A 23,006-nucleotide genomic window follows, 5' to 3' on the forward strand; every position below is an offset into this window, starting at 1 on the left:
GAGACCCGCAAGACAATGCTGGAGCACTACCAGCAGACGAAGAACCTGCTGGTCAGCTACTCCCCGAAGAAGCTCGGGATCTTCTAGGGGCATGAAAAGAGGCGACTGACCTGGGCTTTCGCCCGGAAGGCGCCTCTCGCTCGTCCCCTGCAGGAATGGGTCACATTTACGCCGAAACTACCAGTTCATCCCACCGGTATCCCGCTCCCGACCATCTCTTCCGGACCAGTCACGGACCAAAACTCCGGCTCAGCCCGCAGGGGCCTCACCTCGGCTGACGCGGTCCCACTCCTCCATGGACCGCTCGATGTTGGCGGTCGGCCCGCTCCCGGACGCCGTCCAGGAACGTGGCGTAGTGACGGAAGAGGACCTCGATGCTCCGGCCCGCGCGGCGAGCGCATTCGGCCGGGTCCACACCGGAGTACAACAGCCGGGGGACGCCGCCGTGCGCCGCCGGCAACTGTCCCGGCGCCGGCCGCGAGGTCGCCGCCCTCTGCCCCGAAAACGCCCCCGGCTGCCTCTACTACGGGGGCTGCGTCCACACCGCCCGAACCATGACCGCCGAGGCGTGGCACGCCCGGTACGCCGCCCTGCCGCCGCAGGCCGAGCCCTACGACGACAGCGACCGGGCCGTGTACGGACGCCCGGTGTCGGCCGTCCCCGACACGGGCTGCGGGGTCGACGGGTGCCGGAGGCCGGTCGTCTACTCCGGCACCCGGCCGTGCTGCCCGCACGCCGCCTGCTGCCCGAAGCCTTCCTGGTGGCGGAGGGCCGCCGACTGGGTCCGCGGCGCATGGAAGGGCGCTGACGGTGCCGAGTGACCTCGGCTGCACCCTCGGCCCCGACGAGCCCTGCGCCCCCACCGACGACTGCGGATGAGTCGGCTCAGGAAGCGGGCTCCGAGCTGAAGTGATCCGCCTTCTCGTCGACGCCCTTCCAGCTCTCCCAGTCAGAGGGCGGATCGGTCTGCTCAGTGATCAGCGGCCACTTCTCGGCGTACTCCGCGTTGAGTTCCTTGTACTCCGACCACTTCGTCGGAACTTCGGACTCTTCGAAGATGGCGCTGACCGGACACTCGGGCTCGCAGGCGCCGCAGTCGATGCACTCCTCCGGGTGGATAACGAGCATGTTCGCACCTGCGCGAAAGCAGTCGACCGGGCACACGGCCACACAGTCGGTGGTCCGGCACCTGATGCAAGGCTCAGTCACTACGTAGGTCATGGGGCGCTTTCCAGTCCGAATCGGTCTGATCGATCGCTCAGTGCGTGCCATACGGCGCGCTACCGGATGCAGGGCGGGAGCTGTGGCCCGCCAGGGACGCCGACCCTTCGGCCGGCGGTGACGGGGTCAGCCGGCGACCTGGAGCTCGTCGGCCTGCTCGCCCTTCTGGCCCTGGACCCTCACGAAGGTCACCTTCTGACCCTCCTTCAGGGACTTGAAGCCGTTCCCCTGGATCGCGCGGAAGTGCACGAACAGGTCGGGGCCGGACTCCGGGGTGATGAAGCCGAACCCCTTCTCGTCGTTGAACCACTTCACGGTGCCGTTCTCGCGCTCCGCCATGACCGCTCCACTGCGTAGTCAACCGATTACGGATTGATCATCGCACGGTGGAGCGGCTGCGCCGGTGAAGACGCCGCCCCGGACGGCACCGGCCCGCTCGAACAACTGAATACGAGGGAGAAGTCGTGCCGGACTCCAGCCAGCCGGAGTGGACAGAGGAAACGGGGGTGCCACACCAGGGGCTGAAGGAGTAGCCGACGACATCGCGAAGAACGAAGAGCGGGCCGCCATCGACGCGCAGGCGAAGGCGGAGAAGGCGAAGGCCCTCGCCCGGAAGAAGGGCCTCGCCGGAGCGGAAGCCGAAGCGAACGGCCTCCGGGAGATAGTCGTACGGCGTGCTTCCTCTATCCAGCCGAAGCGCGTCCGGTGGCTCTGGGCCGCCGGTGACGCCGGGGACGGCAGGATCCCGCTCGGCGAACTCACCCTCATCGTCGGACGCGGCGGCATCGGCAAGAGCACCCTCCTCGCCTAGTTCGCCGCCTGGATCGCCCGCGGCGAGATGAAGGGCGAGTTCTACGGCAAGCCGCGCAACGTCATGTACGTCGCCAACGAAGCCTCCCTGGAGTACACCGTCACCCCCGGCTCCTCGCCGCCGGCGCCGACCTCGACCGTGTCCACTTCATCGGCGTCAGTATGCTCGGGCGCACCGCGAAGTCCTGCCGCCGAAGGACTGCGTCGGCCTCGCGACGTACGCCCAGGAGAACGGCGTCGCCGCCATGATGCTCGACCCGCTGTCCTCCAACCCCGACATCAAGCAGGGCACCGGCAACGAGATCCGGCCCGTCGTCGAGACCGTCCGCCGGATGGCCGAGAGCGCGGGCGTCGCCTGCATCGGCCTCGCCCACACCCGCCAGGCCACCTCGACCAACCACCTGACGCCGCTCGGCGGCCAGGCCCTGCGGAGCGAGGTGGTGCGAGGGGCGAAGAACGAGGGGGTACAACGACTCCGCCATCAAGAGGGCGGCGACGAAGCTGAAACTGGGCTCGGTGGCATCCGGCCAGGGGGCGAAGAGGACGTGGGTCCTGCTATCCGGCTCATGACTGCGCCCATAGGGACAGATGGGCAGAGAGAGACGGATGAGCCAATGAGCCTTTCCGGGCTGGTCGTAGCAGCCGCGAGTTGGATGCTCCTGCGCAATGACGAAGCTCCTGGTAGACGGTGTCACGGCCAAGATCCACCGTGCTGTCAGGAGCCTCGCGTGCTCGTCTACCCATCGTCCATCGACCTGTCCAGCCACACCCTGCGGTATCCGGCTGGACAACTCCCCTCCCGGCGGCAGGAGATCGGCACGCGGTGGCGACGACTGACACCAGGCGTCAGGCCCTGCCCGCCCTCGCCCACCTGCGGTGTGGTGACACCTACGCCCAGCTCGCCGCCAGGTTCGGTATCGGGACCGCGACCGCCTTCCGCTACATACGCGAGGCCGTCGACGTACTGGCCGCCCTCACCCATCCCTGGCCGAGGCGATGAAGACGATCCGGATGAAGGCGTTCGTCATCCTGGACGGCACCCTGCTGCCGATCGACCGGATCGCCGCCGACCCCCCGTACCACTCCGGGAACACAAGTGCCACGGCATGAACGTCCAGGTCCTCACCGATCCGTTCGGACGCCTCTTGTGGGCCTCACCCGCACTGCCCGGATCGACTCACGACCTGACCGCCGCCCGTACTCACGACATCATCGACGTGCTCGCCGAGTCAGGCGTGAAGTGCTGGGCGGACAAGGCCTGCCAGGGCGCCGGCCGACCGGTCCGCGTGCCGTTCCGAGGCCGTCGCCCAAGCGGTGGAAGCGTCGGCACAACAGCAGCCACCCCACGATCCGCTGCCTCGGTGAGCAGGCCATGGCCACCCCGAAGGGCTGGCGTCTGCTCCGCAAGCTCCGCTGCAGCAGCAACAGGATCACCGACGTCGTGAAGACCGTCGTCGTCCTTCACCACGCCTCAACCTGAGGTGGAAAAGGCTCAAGCAGTTCGCCTCCAAGGAGGCGCTCATCGACGAAGGCACCGCCCACGCGTTCGGCGAACTCGCCCAGCACCACACGGACGGGCTCGATCAGTACGCGGGGCGGCGCGACGCCGCCCAGCGGGCGCTGATCGACACCTACCTCTCCGCCGAGCACCGCGACAGCGCGGCAGACGGGTGCCCCGTCGCCGCACTCGCCACCGACTTGGCCCGTGACGGCGGAGACAGCGAGGCCCGCCGCGTCCACACCCAGGGGGTGGGTGATTTCGCCGACTGGCTCGACACCGCGGACCAGGACGGCATCACCCGGCTGTGCACCATGCTCGGCGCACTCGTCCTGTCCCGGGCCACCAAAGGCTCGCCACTCTCCGAGGAGATCGCGCGCGAGGCACTGGCGGCCACCACCTGACCGTAACCACCGTGCAGGGCGGCACGCCGCAGGAAGGGTGCGCTTCTTCGCGCCCTGTCGTCATCCACGTCGCGTGAACGGCTCTCCGACTGCCCTGCAGGCGGCGCACGGCCCCTCCAAGGCGCGCGTCGGTCGGCTGCGCCAGAAGGGAGCGCTCGTGTCCGGACCTACCGTCGGCGTGGCCTGATTCCATCAGACCGGAAACAGACTGTTACGCCTCGCGCACACACCGTAGAAACAGGGCTGCCCTATGCCATTGGCCGTTTTTGGATCCAAGGAGCCCACCATGAGCCGTTTGCGCACCACCACCATGGCCCTCGCCGGCGCCGCCGCGATGTTCGCCCTCAGTGCCGCGCCCGCCCAGGCGGCCCCCGGTGACGTGACGACCACGTGCGCGAGCACCGCCACCCCGTACGGCTACGTCGACGTCAGCTGGGGTTACAGCGCCAGCTGCGGCACCCAGAACTTCGACCCGAACATCAAGCAGATCAAGCAGCTCACCGGGCTGCCCATAGGCACCGTCGTCCAGGCCTGCGGGTCCACGTACTACCCCACCGGCTGGACCGCGACCAGCTCTTACTACAGCAGCTCCTGCGTCGCCTGGCCGAACTCCGGCTTCAACAACAACGCCTGGACCCTCAAGCGCGTCTCCTGAACACACCGTCCGATCTCCGCCCCGCGCAGACTCGAGCGGGGCGGTGCCGCGCGGACCCGCCACCACAGTGCCGCCGCCCCCTAGCGTCCTGAGTCCTAAGTTTCCGTAGGGTTGGATGTATGACGCGTCCGGGACCGAAGCTTGCGCCGCTGAATCTGACCGATGCCGAGCGATCGGTTTTGGAGGGTTGGGTGCGGCGGCGTAAGTCTGCGCAGGATATGGCGATGCGGGCATGCGTGATCCTGGCCTGCGACGACGTCGGGGAAGATGGTTTTTCCGTTTCGACGCGTGTGGTGATGGAGCGGGTCGGGATGTCCCGGGACACCGTGTAGAGGTGGCGTCGGCGGTTCCTGTCGGACCGTCTTGAGGGGTTGTCCGACGAGCCGCGTCCTGGTCGACCCCGCACGGTGATGGACGAGCAGGTCGCCGATCTGATCGCCCGGACGCTGGAGTCGAGGCCGGAGAACGCCACGCACTGGTCGACCCGTTCGATGGCGAAGAAGACCGGCCTGTCTCAGTCGACCGTTTCCCGGGTCTGGCGGGCGTTCGGTTTGCAGCCGCACCGTTCGGAGACGTTCAAGCTGTCCACGGACCCGTTCTTCGTCGACAAGGTCCACGACGTGGTCGGGCTTTGTCTCGATCCGCCGGAGCGGGCGCTGGTGCTGTGTGTGGACGAGAAGTCCCAGATCCAGGCGCTGGACCGTTCGCAGCCGGTGCTGCCGATGATGCCCGGAGTGCCTGAGCGGGCCACCCATGACTACGTCCGCGCCGGCACCAGCACGCTGTTCGCGGCCTTCGACGCGGCGAGCGGGAAGGTGATCGGATCACTCCACCGGCGCCACCGGGCGGAAGAGTTCCGGAAGTTCCTCGCCAAACTCGACAAGGAGCTTCCGCGAGAATTCGATGTCCACCTGATCTGCGACAGCTTTGCGACCCACAAGACCGCGGCGGTCAAGAGGTGGCTGCTGAGTCACCCCAGGTTCCACATGCTTCGGCTCTTGGGCTGTGACCCGGTCGCGGTAAGGGCTCGCAGAAAGTCGACACGCCGACTTGATCTTCGTGGGTCTGTTGCTGGAGATCGAAGCCGAGCAGGTCACGGGCTCCGCGCGCACGCTCTACCGGCAGTCGGCCCAGGGGCCGATGGTGAGCCAGAGCGCGAGCGCAGCGTCGAGGTCCGGGGGATGCCGGTGGACTGATTGTCGGCGGAGTCACTCCTTCCGGTAACGGTGGCCGCATCACCGTCACAGGTCTCTCCCCAGCGCGTTACGTAGAGGCACTCATTGAGACAGGCCCTGGACCGACGGGGCCGCGCGAGACAGGTGACAGATATGCGCACTGAGGCCGCCCAGCGGGTCGAGCTGGTCTTCTCCCTCTTCGACGCCAACGGCAACGGAGTCATCGACTCCGGCGACTTCGACCTCATGACGGGACGCGTTCTGGAGGCCGCGGTCGCATCGGACGCCGACGCCAAGGAGGCCATCCGGACCGCCTTTCGCCGCTACTGGACGACGCTGGCCACGGAGCTGGACACCAACGGCGACGGCGTGATCACCGTCGACGAGTTCCGCCCCTTCGTGCTCGACCCCAAGCGTTTCGGCCCCACGGTCAGCGAGTTCGCCGCGGCGCTCTCCGCACTCGGCGACCCGGACGGGGACGGCCTGATCGAGCGCCCCCTCTTCCTGTCGCTGATGACGGCGATCGGATTCGAGGAGGCGAACATCCACGCGCTCTTCGACGCCTTCGGCCCGGACGCCGATGACCGCATCACCGTGGACACGTGGGCCACCGGCATCGAGGAGTACTACGCACCGGACCTCGCCGGGATTCCCGGCGACCGGCTGGTGGGCGCCCCGGCCGTCTGACATGGCCCGGTAGCGAGTGTCCCAGGGGCGGCGCCGACCGTCCCGAGGCACTGTCCGCCCAGGCGGACGTCACGGCCCAGGCTTGTGGGCGAAGACCCACCGGTTCCCCTCCAGGGCGTCGTTCTGCTCGGGGAGGGGACCGCGTCCGTGTCGGCGGGTGAAGTCGAAGGGCGTGTGCGTCGACGTGGACCAGCCCTTGGCCGTCAGGTGACCCGTCGAGTCGGGACGCGGTCCCAAGTCGAAGAGGTCGAGCAGGTCGATGCCGATCTGTTCCCGCGTCGCCGTGTAGATCGCGCTGTCACGGTACGCCAGCAGGTCCTTCTCCAGCTTGGCCTCGAAGGCCAGGGCGCTGCCCCCGGTGGTCAGCCGGTCCACCGTGTCGATGAGGTACGTCTCGGCGGGGCCCGGCAGGTAGAAGAGCAGCCCCTCGGCGAGCCAGACGCTCGGTGCGCCCGGGTCGAAACCGGCGGAGGTCAGCGCGGTGGCCCAATCCGCGCGCAGGTCGACCGGTACGGGAACGCGCTTCGCCCTCGGGGCGGCCGACAGGTCCGTGAGCACCTGCTGCTTGAAGGCCAGCACACCCGGCCTGTCGATCTCGAACACCGCGCAGTCGGAGGGCAGGTCCAGCCGGAAGGCCCGCGTGTCAAGGCCCGCACCCAGCAAGACCACTTGACGGGCACCGTCGTGGACCGATCCGAGGACGAAGTCGTCGAGGACCCGGGTCCGCAGGCCGAAGTAGCGGGCGAACCTGCCCCACAGCGGGTTGTCGTCCTCCTCCGGGACCTGCCCGATGCGTACCGGCCAGTCCGCGCTCGCCGGGGCCGCGCGTACGAAGTGTTCGGCGTGGGCGTCCTGGGCCAGGCTGTCGTGACGGTGGGTCTCGATCGCCCGGGCCGCGGCCACGAGGAGCGCGGTCAGCCCCACTCCCCCGTCCACGCCTTCCGCGTCGCCCCGGCGAGTCGCCGTGGCGGCCAGGTCTCCTCCGTCAGCGGGATGGGGGGACTCCTCGGCGGTGAAGGTCTCGCTCATTGCTCTCTTCTTTCCGGCAGCAGGACGGGTTTGACCACACGGCCTGCTTCGCAGTCGCGTTCGGCCTCGTTGATGTCGGCAAGCGGGTAGGTGCGGATCAGCTGGTCGAAGGGGAAGCGGCCGGCCTGCCACAGGCCGGTCAGTCGAGGGATCAGCAGCCCGGGTACCGCGTCGCCTTCGCAGATGTGGCGGATGCCGCGACCTCGGTCGAGCGTGCCCGGTTCGAGCGGCAGCGGGGCGTGGAGGCGTGCCACGAGGCCGAGCGTGCCGGTGGGGCGCAGTGCCTGGAGCGCGTCGTTGATGAGCGGGGCCGAGGCCGTGGTGTCCAGGGCGTACTGGGCTCCGCCGTCGGTCAGTCGGCGGATCCGCTCGGGCAGTCCGCGCGATCCGGCGGACAGCGGGGTCGCGCCGAACCGTTCGGCCAGGTCCAGCCTCTCGGGATGCCGGTCGACGGCCACGGTCCGCAGGCCGGCGGCGGTGGCGGCCATCACGGCCGCCAGGCCCACCGCTCCCGCGCCGAGGACCGCGAGGGTGTCACCGGGCCGTGCCGCGAACGTGTTCAGTACGGCTCCGGCACCGGTGAGGAAGCCGCAGCCGAGCGGCCCGAGCAGTTCGAGCGGCAGGGCGGGGTCGACCCGGACGGCGTTGCGGGCCGGGACGAGCGCGTACGCGGCGAAGGAGGACTGGCCGAACCACCGGGGGGCCAGTGCCTTTCCGGCCGCGTCGGTGAGGCGCGGTGGTTCCTCCTCGCGCCCGCCGAAGAGGTTGAGGGAGGCGAAGGAGTCGCAGTAGGCGGGGGCCACGGCCCGGCAGTTCCGGCAGTGTCCGCAGGAGTCGAAGCTCAACACGACGTGGTCGCCGACGCCGAGCGCGAGGCCGGGGCCGCCGCCCGTCGCCACCACGACCCCGGCGCCCTCGTGGCCGAGGACCGCGGGCAGCGGGCTGCGGCCGGCCGATCGCCGTACCGCGAGGTCGGTTCGGCACATCCCGGCTCCCGCGATCTCGACCAGGATCTCGCCGGGAGCTGGGTCCGTACTCAGGGTCACTTCCTCGACCGAGAACGGGTCCGCGTACGAGCGCAGTACGGCGGCCTGGAACCTCATCGTCACGCTTCCTCCTCCCGCGGGCGGTGGACGACGAACGGCCGGAGGTTGCCGTAGAGGCCCCACGGTCCGCCCGCGACACCGACGCCGCTGTCCTTGACGCCCGCGAAGGGCTGGGCGAGGGAGAGTTCGGCGTGGTGGTTGATCCAGGCCGTACCGCATTCGAGCCGGTCGGCCACCGCCTCTGCCCGGTCGAGGTCGGTGCCCCAGACGGAGCCGCCCAGTCCGAAGCGGGTGCCGTTGGCCGCGTCGACGGCCTCGTCGAGGTTGCGGTACGGCAGGACCGGCAGGACCGGCCCGAACTGTTCCTCGGTCACTACCGGGCTGTCGGGCGGGACGTCGGTGAGGATCGTGGGAGCGAAGAAGTAGCCCGCCCCGTCGAGGCGGTGACCTCCGGCCGCGGCCCGGGCACCGGCCGCCAGCGCCTGCTGCGTGACGTGGTCGACCCGGGCCAACTGGGGAGCGTTGTTTACCGGGCCGATCCGGGTGTCCGGGTCGAGCCCGGATCCGACCGTGACGGTCTTCGCGCGCTGGGCGAGGGCTTCGACGACCTCGGCGTGGAGCCGGGCGGGGGCGTAGACGCGTTTGACGGCCATGCAGACCTGCCCGCAGTTGCGGAACGCGGCCCAGAACAGCCGGTCCGCGGTCCGCTCCACGTCGATGTCGTCCAGGAGGACGGCGGCGTCGTTGCCGCCCAGTTCCAGGGTGACCCGGGCGAGCGAGGCCGACGCGGCTCCCGCGACGGCCCGGCCGGTGGGCACCGAGCCGGTGAAGGTGACGTGCCGGATGCCGGGGTGAGCGGCCAGCCGGGCACCGAGGGGTTCGCTGCCGGTGACCACGGTGAGGACGTCCTCGGGCAGGACGGTGGCGAGGACGGAGCCGAGCAGCCGGGTGGCGAGCGGGGTATGCGGGGACGGTTTGAGGACCACCGTGTTGCCGGCCGCGAGCGCGGGGGCGAACTTCGCCGCCGCGAGCTGGATCGGGAAGTTCCAGGGCACGATCGCGGCGACGGGCCCGAGGGGCCGCCAGCGGACTTCGCTGTGCACGGGTCGCCCGTCGTCGATCCGTCGGGTCCGGGGAGCCAGGTCCGCGAAATAGCGCAGCCGGGCCGCCGTACGGGCGATTTCGGCATGCGACTCGGCCAGGGGTTTGCCCTGTTCCCGGGTGAGCAGCGGGGCGAGGTCGTCGCCGGCGGTTTCCACCGCGCCGGCGGCGGCGCGCAGGGCAGTGGTGCGGGCGGCAGAGTCGGCGCGCCAATCGTGCCAGGCCCGCTGGGCCCGGGCGATCACCTCGTCCAATTCGTCCGGCCGCTGGTCAGGGGTCTCGTCGAAGGCCTGCCCGGTGGCCGGGTCGACGACAGAAAGGCGTGTGGCAGGCTGCTCAGGGAAGCGACCGGCTTCTGGTGTCGGCATCCCGACGATCAGTTCACGGCCGAGGCGGCGACGGCGTGCTCCCGGGCCTGCCGGTCCATCTCCGCCCGGAAGGCGGCGATCAGATGCGGTTGGATTCTCCCCGCGTTGCGGTCACCGCCCGCGCAGACCGCTCCCCGCACGCCCACGATGTCGGTGCCGATGCGGGTCAGTGGACCGAGATCGGCCTCCTTGACGCTGCCCGCGAGGGCGGCGAGCAGACCCGAGGCATGGGCGCGACGGACGAACTCGGCACAGGCATCGGGCGGGACGTGATCGAAGAGCCGCGTTCCGTCCTTGATCGCGGTGTCCAGCATGGCCGCGTCGGCACCGGCGCGGGCGGCGATGTCGGGCAGGGCGAGCGGGTTGACGCTGCCGATGCGGTGGGCGTCGGCGTAGCCCGAGGCGACGACGAGGGCGTCGGGACGATGGTCCTTCACCGCGCGGACGACCGCCCGCATGACCTCGATGCCCTGCTCGGGAGTGGTGCAGCCGTACAGGCCGACCTTGATGTACGTGGCGCCGGAGACCACCGCGCCGAGTGCGGCCTGCGCCACCGTGCCGGGCTTGTACGGCACGTCCCCCACGGTGGCGGACACCGGCTTGTCCGCCGGCACCGCGTCGCGGATCTCCCGGATGACCCAGGGGAAGTTGGCGCCCAGCGACCCCTCGTCGGGCTTCTTCACATCGACGATGTCGAGGTGTTCCGCCGCTTTCGCACAGTCGAGGGCTTCCTCGACGCCGTCCGGGGAGATGAGAAGCAACACCATGAGCTCCTTCCGCCGCATGTCCACCTGGCCGAGGACAGGGGTGCGGATCACCTGGTACCTGTGCGGTCCGCTCATCCTTTCCCTCCTCCCGTGGGCACCGGTAGGGCGCGCGGATCTCCCCGGGGGCGCGTGAAAGCACGCCCATGACGCGATGCACACCAGCGCCTGCCGATTCACCACCGAACGTCGCTCACCTTCGCCTGTGCGCACTTGCGTGCTCCGGTGCCCATGCCTGACCGCTTCCCGGTGCCTGCGGCGGGTTGAGCGGGACGCGCAACCTCTGCGGTGTGGCGTGTCACCGGTCGTGGGGCGCTGTCGCGCGTCGTTCGAGTACGTGAAGCGCGCGCTCGCTCCACCGAATGTTCTCCTTCTCGAAGGACACGCCGCGCAGCAGGGTCAGGTACGGCCCGATCCGTTCGGCCTCCGCGAAGTACTCGTTCTCGTTGCGGCCGGCCAACAGGCGTTCCCGGAGCCGTTCGTAGCGGGCGAGTTTGGCTTCGGCCCACTCCATGCGCTCGACGATCGCAGCCTTCACGGCATCGGTGTCGGCGACATCGGCGCACTGGACCTTGACCATGAGTTCGTCGGGGATCGCCGTGGGCTTGCCGGGCGGCTCGGCGGCGTAGGCCGGCGGATCCGGGGCTGCGACTTCCTCCACTTCGACGACGAGGGGAAGATCGACGACTTCATGGTGATGGTCCGCCCGTTCTCCGCCGCGAAGGCGCTCGCCGAGGCCATGGGCGCCCAGTTCGACCGGATCGCCCAAGAGGCGGCCGGCGAGCAACCGACATCGACCCGATCGTCATCGGCGCCGGGAACGCCGGTCTGACCGCCGCCACCCTCCAGCGCGCCGGTCTGCGCACCCTCCGGCCGACTGGGCCGGGGCCGCCGACGCCCTGGAAGGCGCGTTCCCCGGCAACCGGGGCCGGATCGAACGGTTCTTCCAGCTCGCCACAGACGTCACGTTGTGGCAGATGGCCGCCAGACGCGGGATGCCGGCCGCCGACATCGACCCGGCCCTCTTCCGGCAAGGGCTGCGCCCGTTCAACGACGTACTGGACGAGCACTTCGACGATCCAGCCCTGAAAAGGGCGCGTGGCTTGCGTGGACGATTTCGGCCCGCTGAACCTGATGCCCCGCAAGGGCAGAGCATGGGGACCGGTCCGCTCACCGCGCCGACTGCGGGCCGACAGCACTCGGCGTGTCGTCGTTCCGTCGGAAAGCGACGGTGATCCACCATGCCGGCCTTGCGTGTCCGGCACCAGTCTGACCTGGTCACAACAGTAGGCTGTGTGTCGCCGAGATGACGGAGGTCGGCAGGAGACCCCGCACCGGCCGGCACGAGTCGAGGAGCGGATGCAGCGACGGCGTGCAGTCTCCCCCGAGAAACGGTACGAGCAGCTGATCGCGCAGTTCGCGGAGATGGACGGGGTGACCATCCCTGGCGACGCGCCCGGACGGGAGGGGAAGTTCGGCGCCGCTGCACTCAAGGTGGGCGGGAAGATTTTCGCGATGCTCGCGCAGGGCCGTCTCGTGGTGAAGCTCCCGCGGGCCCGGGTCGACGAGCTGGTGGACGCGGGTCAGGGCGAGCGCTTCGACCCGGGGCACGGGCGACTCATGCGCGAGTGGCTCAGCCTGGATCCCGACTCTGAGCTCGGCTGGGACGGACTGGCCCGTGAGGCCCTGCACTTCGTCGACCCTGTCCACCGGGCTGCACCAGGACGGCTCCCCAGCCTCACGCGCCCGCAGGCCGATCCGGCGGCCGTGCGTAGCGACGAACGTTCGAGCTGATGGACGCGCGGGCGGGCCGGTAGGGCCGCCCGTGGACCTGCCCCTGCCGGCCGACCACCGTCGCGGGCACGGCGCGTTGTACGCGGCCTTGAACCCGGGGCGCCTGGACGTTGTCCGGCTGCGTCGGACGCTCGCAGCGCCTTCCCCAGCCCAGCGCCTAGCGGCAGATGAGGTCGGCGAGCTCCGCCGGGTGGCTCAGCGCGAGTAGGCGCCCACCAGGCATTTCCTCGACGGTGATGCCCAGCCGTTCCTCGGCATTGCGGCGTTGGAAATCGAGCGGGAAGAACCGGTCGTCGCGCCCTTGCAGGAAGCGGGTCGGTACGTCAGGCCACGCGCGCAGCGGCCACGGCTGGGTGAACAAGGCCTCCGACGGCCCGGCCTCGCCCTGTGCCGGCGCCTCTTCGGTGAGCTCCCTCGGTACGTCGTGGAAGAAGTCGGTCAGCAGGTCGAAATCCGCACCCGGGTCCCGGCCCCGCTGCGTCGCGAAGGCAGCGCGGGCGTCGGCCTGACCGGTATCGGCCCACCACTCCCCCGCGGTCTCACCAGGCACCGGCACCATGGCATTCACCAGGATCAGCTGGTCAACGGGGATACGGTCGCAGACCAGCGGGGCAATGAATCCGGCCGGCGACTGGGCTACGAGGACGATCTCGTGGGACGTATCGGAAGGGTCGCCGATCGCCCGAACGACGGCTTCGGTGTACTCGACGAGGCCCGCGGAGTCGTCCTGAGGCAGATCCACGCTCACCAGCCGGTGACCCCGTCCCCGCAGCTCGGGCACTACCAGATGCCAGTACCATGCACGGCCGTCGGCACCGGGGACGAGTACATACATCGCCATGCGGCTCTCCTTACGCATGGGGAAGCCATCATCCCGCCCAAGCCGAACGAGCCGCACGCCCGGCACAACACACAAGGCCCCCGTTCGAGGTACCGAGGCCCCCGGATCATCTGTCGGGGCCGCGCCCTGCCGGGCGAGGCCGAGTCGCCATCACGCCGATAGGGGTCGCGCCAGGCTGGCGTGTGGCACCGGGGCCCGCCTGACGGTGGCGCTTACGACGGAGCCTTAAGCGGTCATCTCTGTGACGGCGGTGGTCAGAGGGCGTGCGGTGTGAGGCGGAGAATGTCCGACTCACGCGGGGTGACGAGGGTGGTTGTCGCGACCCGCGTGCCGCGGTCGCGGCGTACCCCGAGCTCCAGGAGCTACCGTCGGCTCCATGGAGCGAATCCGAGCGGTCCTGGTCGACATCGACGGCGTCCTCCCCGTCTCCTGGAAGGCCCTGCCGGGAGCGGTCCCGGCCATGGAGCAGCTGCGCGCCGCGGGGCTCCGCGTCGCGCAGGTCACCAACAACGCGTCCCGCACCCGGGCCGCCATCGCCTCGCGCCTGGCCGGCCTCGGCTTCCCCATCGCTGCCGGAGACATCCTGACCGCCCCGGCGGCCACGGCGGCGTATCTGCGCGAGCACCTCCCCGGCGCACGCTGCCTCTCCTGAACAGCGGAGACGTACGGGAGGACCTACCGGGCGTCACACTCGTCGAGGGGGGCGACGCCGACGTCGTCGTTCTCGGCGGCACGGGGACCGAGTTCGGCTACGAGGCCCTCAATCGCGTCTTCCGGCAGCTGCAGCGTGGGGCCCGGCTGGTGTCGATGCACCGCAATCTGTACTGGCGCACGGAGGGCGGTCTCGGCCTGGACACCGGTGCCTTTCTCGAAGGCCTCGAGAAGGCCGCCCGCACCGAGGCGGAGGTGACGGGCAAGCCGGCTCCCGCGTTCTTCGAAAACGCCTTCGCCCACCTCGACGTCGACGCGTCGGAGGCTCTGATGGTCGGCGACGACATCGAGTCCGACGTACTGGCCGCCCAACGGTCCGGCATGACCGGCGTACTGGTGATGACCGGCAAGTACCTTCCCGAGACGCACCACGCCGCCTCGGGAACGCCCGACCACGTCCTCGACTCCTTCGCCGACCTTCCCGCCCTGCTCACCGCAGGGGACGACGGGACACCTCGGCACTGACAGCTCCCGGCCGCCGTGCCGCAAGCCAGCTCCCGCGCGAGGCATGCGGTGCGCGCTGAACGGGCTCCCCATGCGTCATCTGTCATCGAGGCCGGGCGGGCCCGCGGTCGCCCCTGGCGTCCTCCGCCGCCGGCTCGGTGCGCAGTCTCCCGACGGCGGCACCGTCGGCGCGTACGTGGACGGCGTCTATACGTCACCGGGCTGCGGCGCCCCACCGAGGACTCTCTGATGCGCACGCTCGGAAAGCCCTTCAATCCGCCCGGAGTGGAGGCGATGATCGACGGCTTCTACCGCGAGGCGCGGATCGCCTCCTCCGTCACAGCCGCCGATCGCGCCCTCCGCTCGGGCGACACCGCCACAGCCCTCGTTCGTGACACGGCGGTTCCGGCTGGACAGCGCGGGGGCAGGCGTCCTCGTGGTTCATGCCGCCCGGAACCCGCGACGAGGCGGGCTCCCCGAGTGGATGCGGGCGATGGCCGCTGGGGCCCCGAGGGTGACGACATGGAGACCCTGTTCACGCTCCCCACCGCACCCGTCCAATCAAGCCCGGCGTGAACCGGGCCGCCGGCTCACGGCCCAGCGCGCCGCACGGCAAATCCCGGGCCTCTCAGCGCTGGGCGCCGCACGTGATCGCCTGACGGAACGCCATGCCGACGCCTACCGCGGCGGGAAGGCCGGGGACGAGCTGCTCCTGATCGGGGCGGCCGCGCTCCTCGACTCCGACATCTGACGCCGCCGGCCTGGGAAGTTCCGGGTCCCCTGGCAGGGGCCACCCCTGCCGAAGCCGCGGCGCGCTTCTCGTTCGTCTGACAGGCCGGCCCGACCGTCCGTACTCGCCTTCCGCTCGCCCCCCCCACGGACTTGCGCGGAGCAGGGCTAGTCCTGTTGGACGTCCTCGGCATTGCGCCAGATCGTGAGGTCGAGCTTGATGTACGTGGTCGAATCCTTGTCGCCGGACTCGCCCCGGTAGGTCGCCACCGAGATGTGGCCGGCCTTGCTCAGCACACAGATCTGCGATCCGTCCGTGAGCTGGTCGAGGCCGATCTTCTCCGTGAATCGGGTCACCTCGCGACAGGTCTTGAGCGAGCCCTTCTCCGAGTTCTTCAGCAGGACCAGCTTCCCGTTCGCGGAGCCCACCTTCTCGTCCCCGAAAAGGGTGTCCCGGTAGTAGTAGAGGTCCGCGTGTCCGTACATCACGCCCGCGCCGGTCGGCTCTTCGGCCGGGCGCGGCGGGCTGTCGGCCAACTGCAGCTGGTGGTTCTGCGGCACGTCGATGCCCCGGTAGGAAACCGGCTTCGGGTCTGCTTGCTTCTGGCTCGAGCCCCGCGTAGCGCTTCCGCCCGTCGCACCGCTACTGGACGCCTTGGAGTCGCCGGCCTTTTCCTTGCCATCCGGCAGCAGATAGCCGATCACCGCGAGCCCGATCACCGCGGCCGCGATGGATCCGGCGACGATCAGCCCTGTCCGCTTGCGGCGGGGCGGCTGCGGCGGCGCGAATCCCGGGGCGTGGAAGAAGGCCGGCGGCGGCGTCCTGTAGCCCGGCGCGTATATGGGCTGCGGGTACGCATGCTGGGGGTGCGTCGGCTGGGGGTACGTGGGCTGCGCGTACGGGGGCGGCGGCGTCCCCAGGGCGGGCTGCGACGTAGCGGCCTGCGTCGGCGCGGCGGCCAAGCCGGTCGGCGTGTGCGGGGGCGCGGCGGGGGGCGTCGGAGGCGTGCTCGGAGCCGGCGACCGTGGGGAGGCCTCGGTCGGCGTCGGAGTCGTACCCGGGGCGGTCGGCGCCGGTGTGGGCGCGGGGGCGGGCAGTTTGAGCCGCTCGGTGATGGAACCCGCCACGGCCTGCGGCAGCCAGTCCTCGCCCTGGCGCAGCGGTTCGTCCGCGGCCTCGTGGCACAGCTCGATGATCTCGCTCAGGGACGGGCGGTCGGCCGGTTCACGACGGAGGCAGCGGGTCACCACGGGCCGCAGTTCCGCGGGCAGCCCGCTGAGGTCGGGGTCCTCGTGGACGATCCGGTAGAGCACGGCGTGCGAGGACCCGTCGCCGTATGCGGAGGCCCCGATGGCGGCGAAGGCCGCGATCTGGCCGAGGGCGAAGACGTCGGTGGCCGGCGTGACCGTACCGGTCGAGGCTTGTTCGGGCGCCATGAAGGCCGGGGTGCCGACGCTGACGCCGGTGTTGGTCAAGGCGGTGCTGTCGGCCGCCCGGGCGATGCCGAAGTCGATGACGCGCGGGCCGTCGGAGGCAAGGAGGACGTTGGCGGGCTTCAGGTCGCGGTGGATGATGCCCGCGCCGTGGATCACGTGGAGGGCCTCAGCGACACCGACGGTCAGCAACAGCACGCTGCGCGTGGGCAGTCCGCCGTACAGGGACACGGCGTGGGCGAGCGAGGGGCCGGGCACGTAGGCCGTGGCCAGCCAGGGCTGGGCGGCCTCCGTGTCCGAGTCGATGACCGGCGCCGTGTAAAGGCCCTGGACCCGCTGCGCGGCTCGTACCTCCTGCTGGAAGCGGCGCCGGAACTCGGGGTCCTCGCTGAACTCGGCCCGGATCACCTTGATGGCGATGGGCCGGCCGCCCGGCGTGTACGAGAGGTACACCTTGCCCATGCCGCCCGCGCCCAGGACGGCCACCAGCCGGTAGCCGCCCACGACGGCCGGGTCGTCGGCCCTGAGCGGTTGGAAGAAGTCGGCCGAAGGTGCACTGCTCATAAGGAACCATCCCCCTGTTAACGGCGATTCAGCTCCTGCCGACGCCCGAAGTCAACCGCGAGGGTACCCAATGATCGGCCCCGCCTGGTGCACCTCGGCCGGTGCAGCGCCCGGAGCCTGGTCACTCCGACGCCGACGAGGCGGGACCTGGTCGCCGGCGACCCGGGCAGGATCGACCGGCGCTCGACCGCTCTGCGCACCCTGTCGGTCTCCCTGGTGGGCGTTCTCGCGCTCAGCGCCGTCTGGTCCACCGCCCAGCTGATCGACGACATCCTCCGCGGCGGCAGGGAGACCAGCTCCGCCGCCGGCCTGCTGCCGACCGGTGGCACCGTGCGGGCCTGTACCGTTCTGGCCTTCTCCCTGCTGTACTTCGAACTCGACGGCGGTGGCGCCGCCACCCGTGCCCCATCGACTCCCCCGCACGCCCGCACTCGCCTTCCCCCAGCAGCTCAACCCCGAACTGGCAAGCGCCGGCTGGCGGCCCCGCTACATCTACTGCCTCTGCCTCGGCCTCACCAACGCCACCGTCTTCAGCCCCACCGACGTGATGCCCCTGGCTCCCTGGGCCAAGATCGCCATGGGCCTCCAGTCCCTCGTCTCCCTGCTCGTTCTCGGCCTGGTGGTCGCCCGTGCCATCAACGTCCTCGCCTGAGAACGGCGTCTTCGGCTCCCTGTGCTGTCATCCGCGGTCACGCTCGCGGGGACCCCGTCCAGCCGTTCCGCACGGCGTGGGCGCCCAGCTGCATCCGGGTCCGGACCCCGGCCATGTCCATGAGGTGGCGCAGGCGCCGGTGCAGCGTACGCGGTGAAAGGCCGAGCTGGGCCGCGGCCGTCAGATCGGTGAGCCCGGCCAGGAGCAGCGCGAGGATCTTGCGGTCGAGTTCGGTCGGGCCTTGCGGACCGACCTCGACGGTGGCTTCGGATTCGTCTCTCGGGTCCGAGAGCTCGAGCGGGTGGGCCGTGCGCCACACCGTCTCGAACAACGCGTCCAGCGCGTCCAGGAGGCCACTGCGGTGCAGCAGTACGGCGCCGGGCTCACCCGCCGGTGTGACCGCGAGCGGGACCAGGCCGAGATCGGCGTCGGCCAGTACGAGCTTCATCGGCACGTGGTCGGCGACGCGTAGTCGCACGCCGTTGCGCAGGGAGTCGACGGCGTCGCGGACGATACCGGGTTCGGCCAGCACCTCGCGGTCCAGTACGGCGCGGAAGAGCACCCCTCGGCCGAGGGCCATCGGCTCGGCCGTGTTCTCGTCGGGCGGCAGCGCGACGAACGGTGCGGTGATGAAGGAGCGGACCTCGGTCCGGGCCGCCTGCTGCACCTGGAGGAACCGGTGGCGGATGGCGTCGACGCCCGTGACGACCTCGATCAGGTCGGTGATGCCGCGGCCGGTCATCGCGGCCCGGTGTTCCTCAGCGAGGGTCACCAGGGCCTGCTCGGCCGTGCGCAGTCCGTCCCGGCGCCGGCCGATGAGGGCGCCGAGTGCCATGGCCGGCGGCGCGGCGGTGAACCGGTCGTCCGCGGACCTGGTCGCCAGTCCCCACTCGACCAGGCGCGACAGGGCCTGGTCGACGTGGGCGTGGGGCAGGGCGAGCGCGTCCGAGAGAAGGACCGTGGTGGTCGTCGGCCGCCCGACCAGCGCCCTGTAGACGCGCTCCTCATCGGGTTCGAGGCCCAGAGCATCCAGCATCGACGATCGACTCTCTTCCGCTTGCCGCAGCGGGGCGAGTATGCGCCATGGCGGCAGGCCGTGAAAAGGCCCTGCTGGGAGGGGGTGCGAGGAGGAGAGCCCCGGGAAGTCGCCTTCCCGGGGCCCGGCGGTGCGGCTCATCGCAGGCCGTACGCCCGGATGATCTCGTTCTTCACGCTGTAGCCGCTGTCCGTCGCGGCGCTCGCCCGGACCGAGAGGAAGCCGCCGGGCTTCCCCGCCGTGCTGAACGCCCCCGTCCAGGAACCGCCGGCACCCTTGGCGAGGGTCACCTTCTGCCAGGTGGCGCCGTCGTCGTAGGACACATCCAGCTTCACCGTGGTGATGTTGCCCGGCACGGTGCCGCCGTCCATTGACACCGGCTTGAGCATGATCCGCTGGGTCGCACGGGACTTCAGGTCGCCGTGCAGGTCCGTCTCCAGCTTGTAGTCGAGGTTCAGCACCGTGAAGCGCTCGAAGTCGTCCGACTCGACGGTGTCGGACACGAACGTCCACTCCGTGTGGGTGCGCGTCGACAGGCGGAAGACGTCAGCGGGCCGTTCCACGTCGAGGACGGCACGGTAGGGCAGATTGCCCGCCGGTACCTCCACCCACTGCATGTCGCCGCTGATCGGGTTGTCGTCGATCAGCGTGTCGCCCTGGAACACCTGGAGGTGGGACGGTGTCTCGCCCCAGGGCAGGTAACCGCCGAGCCGCATGGTGTCGCTGGCGGAGGCCCACGCCTGCACGTTCCAGGTCATGTAGTTCTGCCAGCGGGAGTTGTACACGCCGAAGGACTCGCTCTGGTCGGGCCGGGTCGCCGGCGCGAACCAGTCCAGCCGGGTGGCGCTGCCCTTGGCGTACGTGTTGTCGCCCGACACCATCACCCACGGCAGGGTTCCGTCGACGCCCTGCGCGTGGAATTCCCGCCAGACCTGGCCCGGGGTCACCCACTCGGTGCGGGTGCCCGGGTGCCGCTCGGTGTCGGGGAAGTTGAACGACGGGCTGAGGGTGAAGTCGGAGCGGTAGCCCTCCGCCAACCGGTCGCCCGCGGCCGAGTAGTAGCGTGCGTCGATCCGGGCGAGGTCCTTCTTGGTCGGCTTGTAGACCAGGGCCCGGTCCGGCACCTGGCCGGGGTAGTCCCGGGTCAGGTCGTAGACGAAGGGCGTGTACTCGGTCTGCCGTGCGGTCAGCTTGAGGTTGCCGGCCTTGGCCATCGCGATGAGGGTCTTGCCCGCGTCGCGGTGCACGGTGGCGACCGGGATGGCCGACTCGCCGACGTACTCCATCAGGGCGCCCACGCCGTCGTTGACCACGATCAGCGCCTTCGCACCGGCCGCGACCGCGGCCGCGGTGCGCTCCTGCGGCGAGACCTTGTCACTGCGCTCGATGACGACGACTTTGCCCTTGGCCTTGGCCTTCCCGTACTCGGCAACCGTGCCGCTGCCGGCGTAGACGGTGTCCAGCGTGTCCGTGGCCGTGCCCAGGTCGCTTCCCGCCTGCACCAGCGTCTCGAACCGCAGCCGGTCGCCCAGCGTGCTCAGACTGAGCGGCGGCTCGCCCTTGCGCCAGCGGGTGACCAGCATGAACTCGCCCTGCTTCATCGGCTCCGTCGGCGCGACGTATACGTCGTCGTACGACGGCGGCAGCACGTAGGCGCTGCGGTAGTCCATGAAGGGGTCGAGGCCCTTGTAGTGGACGTTGAAGTCGACCTTGCGCTGACGGTCCTCGGTGCGCTGGGGCGCCTCGGTCTGCAGCAGGCGTGCCTTGCTCGCGTCGAGCACCACATCGGCGGAGCCGTCCTTGAGCACGGTCTCCGGGTCGACCAGGACGGCCAGCCCCGAGCGGTCCGCCTGCTCGCCGGGCACGTCGAGGTACGCCGTGACGGTGTACTGGCCCGGTGCCATGCGCATGGTGGTCGAGCCCTCGACGTAGACCGACCAAGGCCAGAGGTCACCGGCCAGGTTGATGGCGACCGTCCCGGCGGCGGGCTTGCCGTCCCGGCCGACCAGCTTGATGTTCAGGTCGTAGCGCTCCTCCTCCTCGAGCAGCGCCAGGGAGGTGCGGGTCACCGGCTGTCCGGTGGCCGCGTCGCTGGCGGTCACGTAGCCGGTCTGGCGGCCCACCGGGGGCGCCTGCGGGTCGCCGGTCACCGGGACGACGGCGGTGCCGCCCGCCGGGACCCTCACCGTGGCGGCTCCCAGCGTGAAGGGCCCGCCGTCGCCGCTCAGCGCCAGGTTCAGCGTGACATCGGTGGCGCCGGTGTTCGTGAAGGTCAGGTCCTTCGTGACGGCGACGTCGCCGGGCTCGTGCGGCCAGGTGTAGTTGCCGAAGAAGAGCGATCCGGTGCCCCGGACGGTGGTGCGCACGGCGGCGGCCACGTCGAGACGGCCGCTGCCGACCTCGTACGGCGAGTAACCGCCATCCAGCCCTTTGGCGGTGCTGGTCAGGTGTTCCTTGAGTTGCGCGCCGGTCCAGTCCGGGTGCTGCTGGGCCAGGATCGCCGCGGCCCCGGCCACGTGGGGGGTGGCCATCGAGGTGCCGCTGAGGGTGCGGTACAGCCCCTCTCCCCCGTCGGTCATCGCCTGCGACCGGGGGGCCGTGATGTCCACGCCCGGCGCCGCTATGTCCGGCTTCATGCTGCCGGAGTAGGCGAGCGGGCCCGTGCTGGAAAAGCCCGCGAGCCGGTCCTGCTTGTCCGTGGCGGCGACGGTCAAAGCCGCGGCGGCCGCGCCGGGGGCGGAGATGCTTTCCGGGCCCGCGTTGCCGGCGGCTATGACGAACAGCGTCCCGTAGTGGGCGGAGAGCGCGTCGACCGTCTGCGACATCGGGTCGCTGCCGTCCGTGGGGTAGGAGTCGCCGAGGCTCATGTTGACGACGTCCGCACCGGATTCGGCGGCCCACTGCATGCCGGCCATGACCCAGGAGTCCTGCCCGGAGCCCTCGACCCCGCCGAGCACCTTGCCGACGTACAGGTCCGCGCCGGGGGCGACGCCCTTGCTGTCCCCTCCGGAAGCGGCGCCCGAACCGACGATCGTCCCGGCCACGTGCGTACCGTGTCCATTGACGTCGGTGACGCCCTCGCCCGGTACGAAGCTCGCCGTGCCGTCGATCAGGCCGGCGAAGTCGGGGTGTCCGACGTCGATGCCCGTGTCGAGCACCGCGACCTTGACACCCTTGCCGGTGTAGCCGGCCGCCCAGGCCTCGGGCGCGCCGATCAGCGGCACGCTCTCCTTCAGACTGGCCTTGACCCGGCCGTCCAGCCACAGCTTGGCGACGCCCTCGCCCAACGCGGGGCTGCCCTGGGGCGCGAGGGAGGTCCAGAAGGTGCGGGCCTGACGCTTGTCCGTGCTGAGCACCGCGCCGTGGATGGCTTGGAGTTCCCGGGTCAGCCTGCTGCCCCGGGGAGCCTTCGGCTCGGCGGCCGCGCGGGACGTCGACCTGCCGTACGTGGCGATCAGGGGTACTGAGGCCGACTTGGCGTCGTCGTAACCCATCTCGATCAGGTCGGTGACGTTGAACAGGCGCCGGTCCAGCCTGTCCGTCGCGAGCAGCGACGCCGCCTCGTCCGGGATGACGAACAAGTCGCCCTGGACCTGCTGCAATTTGACGCCGCCGACGGCACTGTCCGGCCGGTCGACGTCGGCGGACTGCTTGCCGTCGGCCGACGTGGTGACCGTGACGACGTCGCCAGTGACGAGGGTGACCTTGTGGGTCGCGGAGGACTTGGCGGAAACGGTGGGCTTGACCGGCGCGGCTTGTGCGGGTGCCTGCAGAACTGCCAGACCCGACGCCAGCAGGGGCACCGCGGCGGCTGCCGAGAGCAGCCTGCGGCGCCCGCGCCGGAAGGCGGAAGCATCAGAGGGGAAGTACATGGCACGGGTCTATCGACCGGCGACTGCCGCCGTGAAGGCTTCACCGCGGCAAGTCCTCGCCATGGCAGATGCTTGCCAGCCGACAACTCCGCGATTCCGGGCGTAAGGGCCACGGCCGGGGTTCGGCGGGTCCCCTGCCCCTCGCCACTCGTTCGGCCGACGTGCGTCCCG

The 23,006-nt window shown here is 70.5% G+C and carries 17 protein-coding genes and 4 pseudogenes; 10 read left to right on the plus strand and 11 right to left on the minus strand.

The genetic code is table 11. The annotated features are described in order from the left end of the window. The first annotated feature begins 554 nt into the window (after positions 1-554). The gene (locus tag ACN9MM_RS02585; RefSeq protein ID WP_426362092.1) at positions 555-821 is read left to right on the plus strand and encodes a hypothetical protein; all 267 of its coding nucleotides are present in this window, start codon (positions 555-557) and stop codon (positions 819-821) included. A 64-nt stretch (positions 822-885) separates the two neighbouring features. On the opposite strand, the gene fdxA is transcribed toward ACN9MM_RS02585, so the two are convergent. Both fdxA and ACN9MM_RS02595 read right to left on the minus strand, forming a co-directional pair. After that, positions 886-1,221 carry a ferredoxin FdxA gene (gene fdxA, locus ACN9MM_RS02590; protein ID WP_426362093.1) on the minus strand — a complete coding sequence of 112 codons (336 nt, stop codon included), beginning with the start codon at positions 1,219-1,221 and terminating at the stop codon, positions 886-888. Between the two features lie 126 nt (positions 1,222-1,347). Beyond that, the gene (locus ACN9MM_RS02595) at positions 1,348-1,560 is read right to left on the minus strand and encodes a cold-shock protein (RefSeq protein ID WP_426362094.1); all 213 of its coding nucleotides are present in this window, start codon (positions 1,558-1,560) and stop codon (positions 1,348-1,350) included. A 148-nt stretch (positions 1,561-1,708) separates the two neighbouring features. Here ACN9MM_RS02595 and ACN9MM_RS02600 point away from each other — a divergent pair, with 148 nt between their 5' ends. The 6 genes and pseudogenes from ACN9MM_RS02600 to ACN9MM_RS02625 all read left to right on the plus strand — a co-directional run bounded on the left by ACN9MM_RS02600 (position 1,709) and on the right by ACN9MM_RS02625 (position 6,450). Beyond that, the gene (locus ACN9MM_RS02600) at positions 1,709-2,032 is read left to right on the plus strand and encodes a hypothetical protein (protein WP_426362095.1); all 324 of its coding nucleotides are present in this window, start codon (positions 1,709-1,711) and stop codon (positions 2,030-2,032) included. A gap of 727 nt (positions 2,033-2,759) precedes the next feature. Next, positions 2,760-3,511 (plus strand): annotated as a pseudogene (locus ACN9MM_RS02605) (transposase family protein). Positions 3,512-3,525: 14 nt separating this feature from the next. Next, positions 3,526-3,933 (plus strand): annotated as a pseudogene (locus ACN9MM_RS02610) (TetR/AcrR family transcriptional regulator); the annotation flags it as partial. A gap of 286 nt (positions 3,934-4,219) precedes the next feature. After that, positions 4,220-4,588: a hypothetical protein gene (locus ACN9MM_RS02615; RefSeq protein WP_426362096.1), complete on the plus strand. Its 369-nt coding sequence runs from the start codon at positions 4,220-4,222 to the stop codon at positions 4,586-4,588. 119 nt (positions 4,589-4,707) lie between these two features. Then, positions 4,708-5,571: pseudogene (locus tag ACN9MM_RS02620) on the plus strand (IS630 family transposase); the annotation flags it as partial. Positions 5,572-5,916: 345 nt separating this feature from the next. Continuing rightward, positions 5,917-6,450 carry an EF-hand domain-containing protein gene (locus ACN9MM_RS02625; RefSeq protein ID WP_426362097.1) on the plus strand — a complete coding sequence of 178 codons (534 nt, stop codon included), beginning with the start codon at positions 5,917-5,919 and terminating at the stop codon, positions 6,448-6,450. A gap of 69 nt (positions 6,451-6,519) precedes the next feature. Here the strand turns inward: ACN9MM_RS02625 and ACN9MM_RS02630 are convergent, their stop codons facing one another. The 5 genes from ACN9MM_RS02630 to ACN9MM_RS02650 all read right to left on the minus strand — a co-directional run bounded on the left by ACN9MM_RS02630 (position 6,520) and on the right by ACN9MM_RS02650 (position 11,545). Next, positions 6,520-7,479: a class I SAM-dependent methyltransferase gene (locus ACN9MM_RS02630; RefSeq protein WP_426362098.1), complete on the minus strand. Its 960-nt coding sequence runs from the start codon at positions 7,477-7,479 to the stop codon at positions 6,520-6,522. Continuing rightward, positions 7,476-8,582 carry an NAD(P)-dependent alcohol dehydrogenase gene (locus tag ACN9MM_RS02635; protein ID WP_426368644.1) on the minus strand — a complete coding sequence of 369 codons (1,107 nt, stop codon included), beginning with the start codon at positions 8,580-8,582 and terminating at the stop codon, positions 7,476-7,478. Before ACN9MM_RS02635 ends, ACN9MM_RS02630 begins: the two co-directional genes overlap by 4 nt. Positions 8,583-8,584: 2 nt before the next feature. Continuing rightward, a complete protein-coding gene (locus ACN9MM_RS02640; protein ID WP_426362099.1) occupies positions 8,585-9,994 on the minus strand; it encodes an aldehyde dehydrogenase family protein in 1,410 nt (469 codons plus the stop codon). Positions 9,995-10,002: 8 nt separating this feature from the next. Further along, complete coding sequence (locus ACN9MM_RS02645) at positions 10,003-10,758, minus strand: (5-formylfuran-3-yl)methyl phosphate synthase (RefSeq protein WP_426368645.1); 756 nt, start codon at positions 10,756-10,758, stop codon at positions 10,003-10,005. A 298-nt stretch (positions 10,759-11,056) separates the two neighbouring features. Beyond that, a complete protein-coding gene (locus ACN9MM_RS02650; protein ID WP_426362100.1) occupies positions 11,057-11,545 on the minus strand; it encodes a hypothetical protein in 489 nt (162 codons plus the stop codon). A gap of 572 nt (positions 11,546-12,117) precedes the next feature. On the opposite strand from ACN9MM_RS02650, the gene ACN9MM_RS02655 reads away from it, so the two are divergent. Further along, entirely contained in the window at positions 12,118-12,552 is a 435-nt protein-coding gene (locus ACN9MM_RS02655; protein WP_426368956.1) for a hypothetical protein, read from the plus strand. A 157-nt stretch (positions 12,553-12,709) separates the two neighbouring features. On the opposite strand, the gene ACN9MM_RS02660 is transcribed toward ACN9MM_RS02655, so the two are convergent. Beyond that, entirely contained in the window at positions 12,710-13,393 is a 684-nt protein-coding gene (locus ACN9MM_RS02660) for an alpha/beta fold hydrolase (RefSeq protein WP_426362101.1), read from the minus strand. Between the two features lie 376 nt (positions 13,394-13,769). Between ACN9MM_RS02660 and ACN9MM_RS02665 the strand changes: the two are divergent. Beyond that, positions 13,770-14,569: pseudogene (locus tag ACN9MM_RS02665) on the plus strand (TIGR01458 family HAD-type hydrolase). An 876-nt stretch (positions 14,570-15,445) separates the two neighbouring features. Here ACN9MM_RS02665 and ACN9MM_RS02670 read toward each other — a convergent pair. Further along, positions 15,446-17,275 carry a protein kinase domain-containing protein gene (locus ACN9MM_RS02670; protein WP_426362102.1) on the minus strand — a complete coding sequence of 610 codons (1,830 nt, stop codon included), beginning with the start codon at positions 17,273-17,275 and terminating at the stop codon, positions 15,446-15,448. A 400-nt stretch (positions 17,276-17,675) separates the two neighbouring features. Between ACN9MM_RS02670 and ACN9MM_RS02675 the strand changes: the two genes are divergently transcribed. Next, complete coding sequence (locus ACN9MM_RS02675; RefSeq protein WP_426362103.1) at positions 17,676-17,927, plus strand: hypothetical protein; 252 nt, start codon at positions 17,676-17,678, stop codon at positions 17,925-17,927. Positions 17,928-17,964: 37 nt separating this feature from the next. On the opposite strand, the gene ACN9MM_RS02680 is transcribed toward ACN9MM_RS02675, so the two are convergent. Both ACN9MM_RS02680 and ACN9MM_RS02685 read right to left on the minus strand, forming a co-directional pair. Beyond that, complete coding sequence (locus ACN9MM_RS02680) at positions 17,965-18,963, minus strand: helix-turn-helix domain-containing protein (protein ID WP_426362104.1); 999 nt, start codon at positions 18,961-18,963, stop codon at positions 17,965-17,967. 137 nt (positions 18,964-19,100) lie between these two features. Beyond that, entirely contained in the window at positions 19,101-22,835 is a 3,735-nt protein-coding gene (locus ACN9MM_RS02685; protein ID WP_426362105.1) for a S8 family peptidase, read from the minus strand. Between the last annotated feature and the right edge of the window lie 171 nt (positions 22,836-23,006).

Origin of the sequence: Streptomyces sp. E-08 (assembly GCF_049913095.1) — a bacterium.
Classification (GTDB): Bacteria; Actinomycetota; Actinomycetes; order Streptomycetales; family Streptomycetaceae; genus Streptomyces.

What these genes read in the sequence shown, in the direction of transcription:
- ACN9MM_RS02585 (WP_426362092.1), top strand. Translation starts at nt 555, where the DNA reads ATGACCGCCGAGGCGTGGCACGCCCGGTACGCCGCCCTGCCGCCGCAG.
- fdxA (WP_426362093.1), bottom strand. Translation starts at nt 1,221, where the DNA reads ATGACCTACGTAGTGACTGAGCCTTGCATCAGGTGCCGGACCACCGAC.
- ACN9MM_RS02595 (WP_426362094.1), bottom strand. Translation starts at nt 1,560, where the DNA reads ATGGCGGAGCGCGAGAACGGCACCGTGAAGTGGTTCAACGACGAGAAG.
- ACN9MM_RS02615 (WP_426362096.1), top strand. Translation starts at nt 4,220, where the DNA reads ATGAGCCGTTTGCGCACCACCACCATGGCCCTCGCCGGCGCCGCCGCG.
- ACN9MM_RS02625 (WP_426362097.1), top strand. Translation starts at nt 5,917, where the DNA reads ATGCGCACTGAGGCCGCCCAGCGGGTCGAGCTGGTCTTCTCCCTCTTC.
- ACN9MM_RS02630 (WP_426362098.1), bottom strand. Translation starts at nt 7,479, where the DNA reads ATGAGCGAGACCTTCACCGCCGAGGAGTCCCCCCATCCCGCTGACGGA.
- ACN9MM_RS02635 (WP_426368644.1), bottom strand. Translation starts at nt 8,582, where the DNA reads ATGAGGTTCCAGGCCGCCGTACTGCGCTCGTACGCGGACCCGTTCTCG.
- ACN9MM_RS02640 (WP_426362099.1), bottom strand. Translation starts at nt 9,994, where the DNA reads ATGCCGACACCAGAAGCCGGTCGCTTCCCTGAGCAGCCTGCCACACGC.
- ACN9MM_RS02655 (WP_426368956.1), top strand. Translation starts at nt 12,118, where the DNA reads ATGCAGCGACGGCGTGCAGTCTCCCCCGAGAAACGGTACGAGCAGCTG.
- ACN9MM_RS02660 (WP_426362101.1), bottom strand. Translation starts at nt 13,393, where the DNA reads ATGGCGATGTATGTACTCGTCCCCGGTGCCGACGGCCGTGCATGGTAC.
- ACN9MM_RS02670 (WP_426362102.1), bottom strand. Translation starts at nt 17,275, where the DNA reads ATGAGCAGTGCACCTTCGGCCGACTTCTTCCAACCGCTCAGGGCCGAC.
- ACN9MM_RS02680 (WP_426362104.1), bottom strand. Translation starts at nt 18,963, where the DNA reads ATGCTGGATGCTCTGGGCCTCGAACCCGATGAGGAGCGCGTCTACAGG.
- ACN9MM_RS02685 (WP_426362105.1), bottom strand. Translation starts at nt 22,835, where the DNA reads ATGTACTTCCCCTCTGATGCTTCCGCCTTCCGGCGCGGGCGCCGCAGG.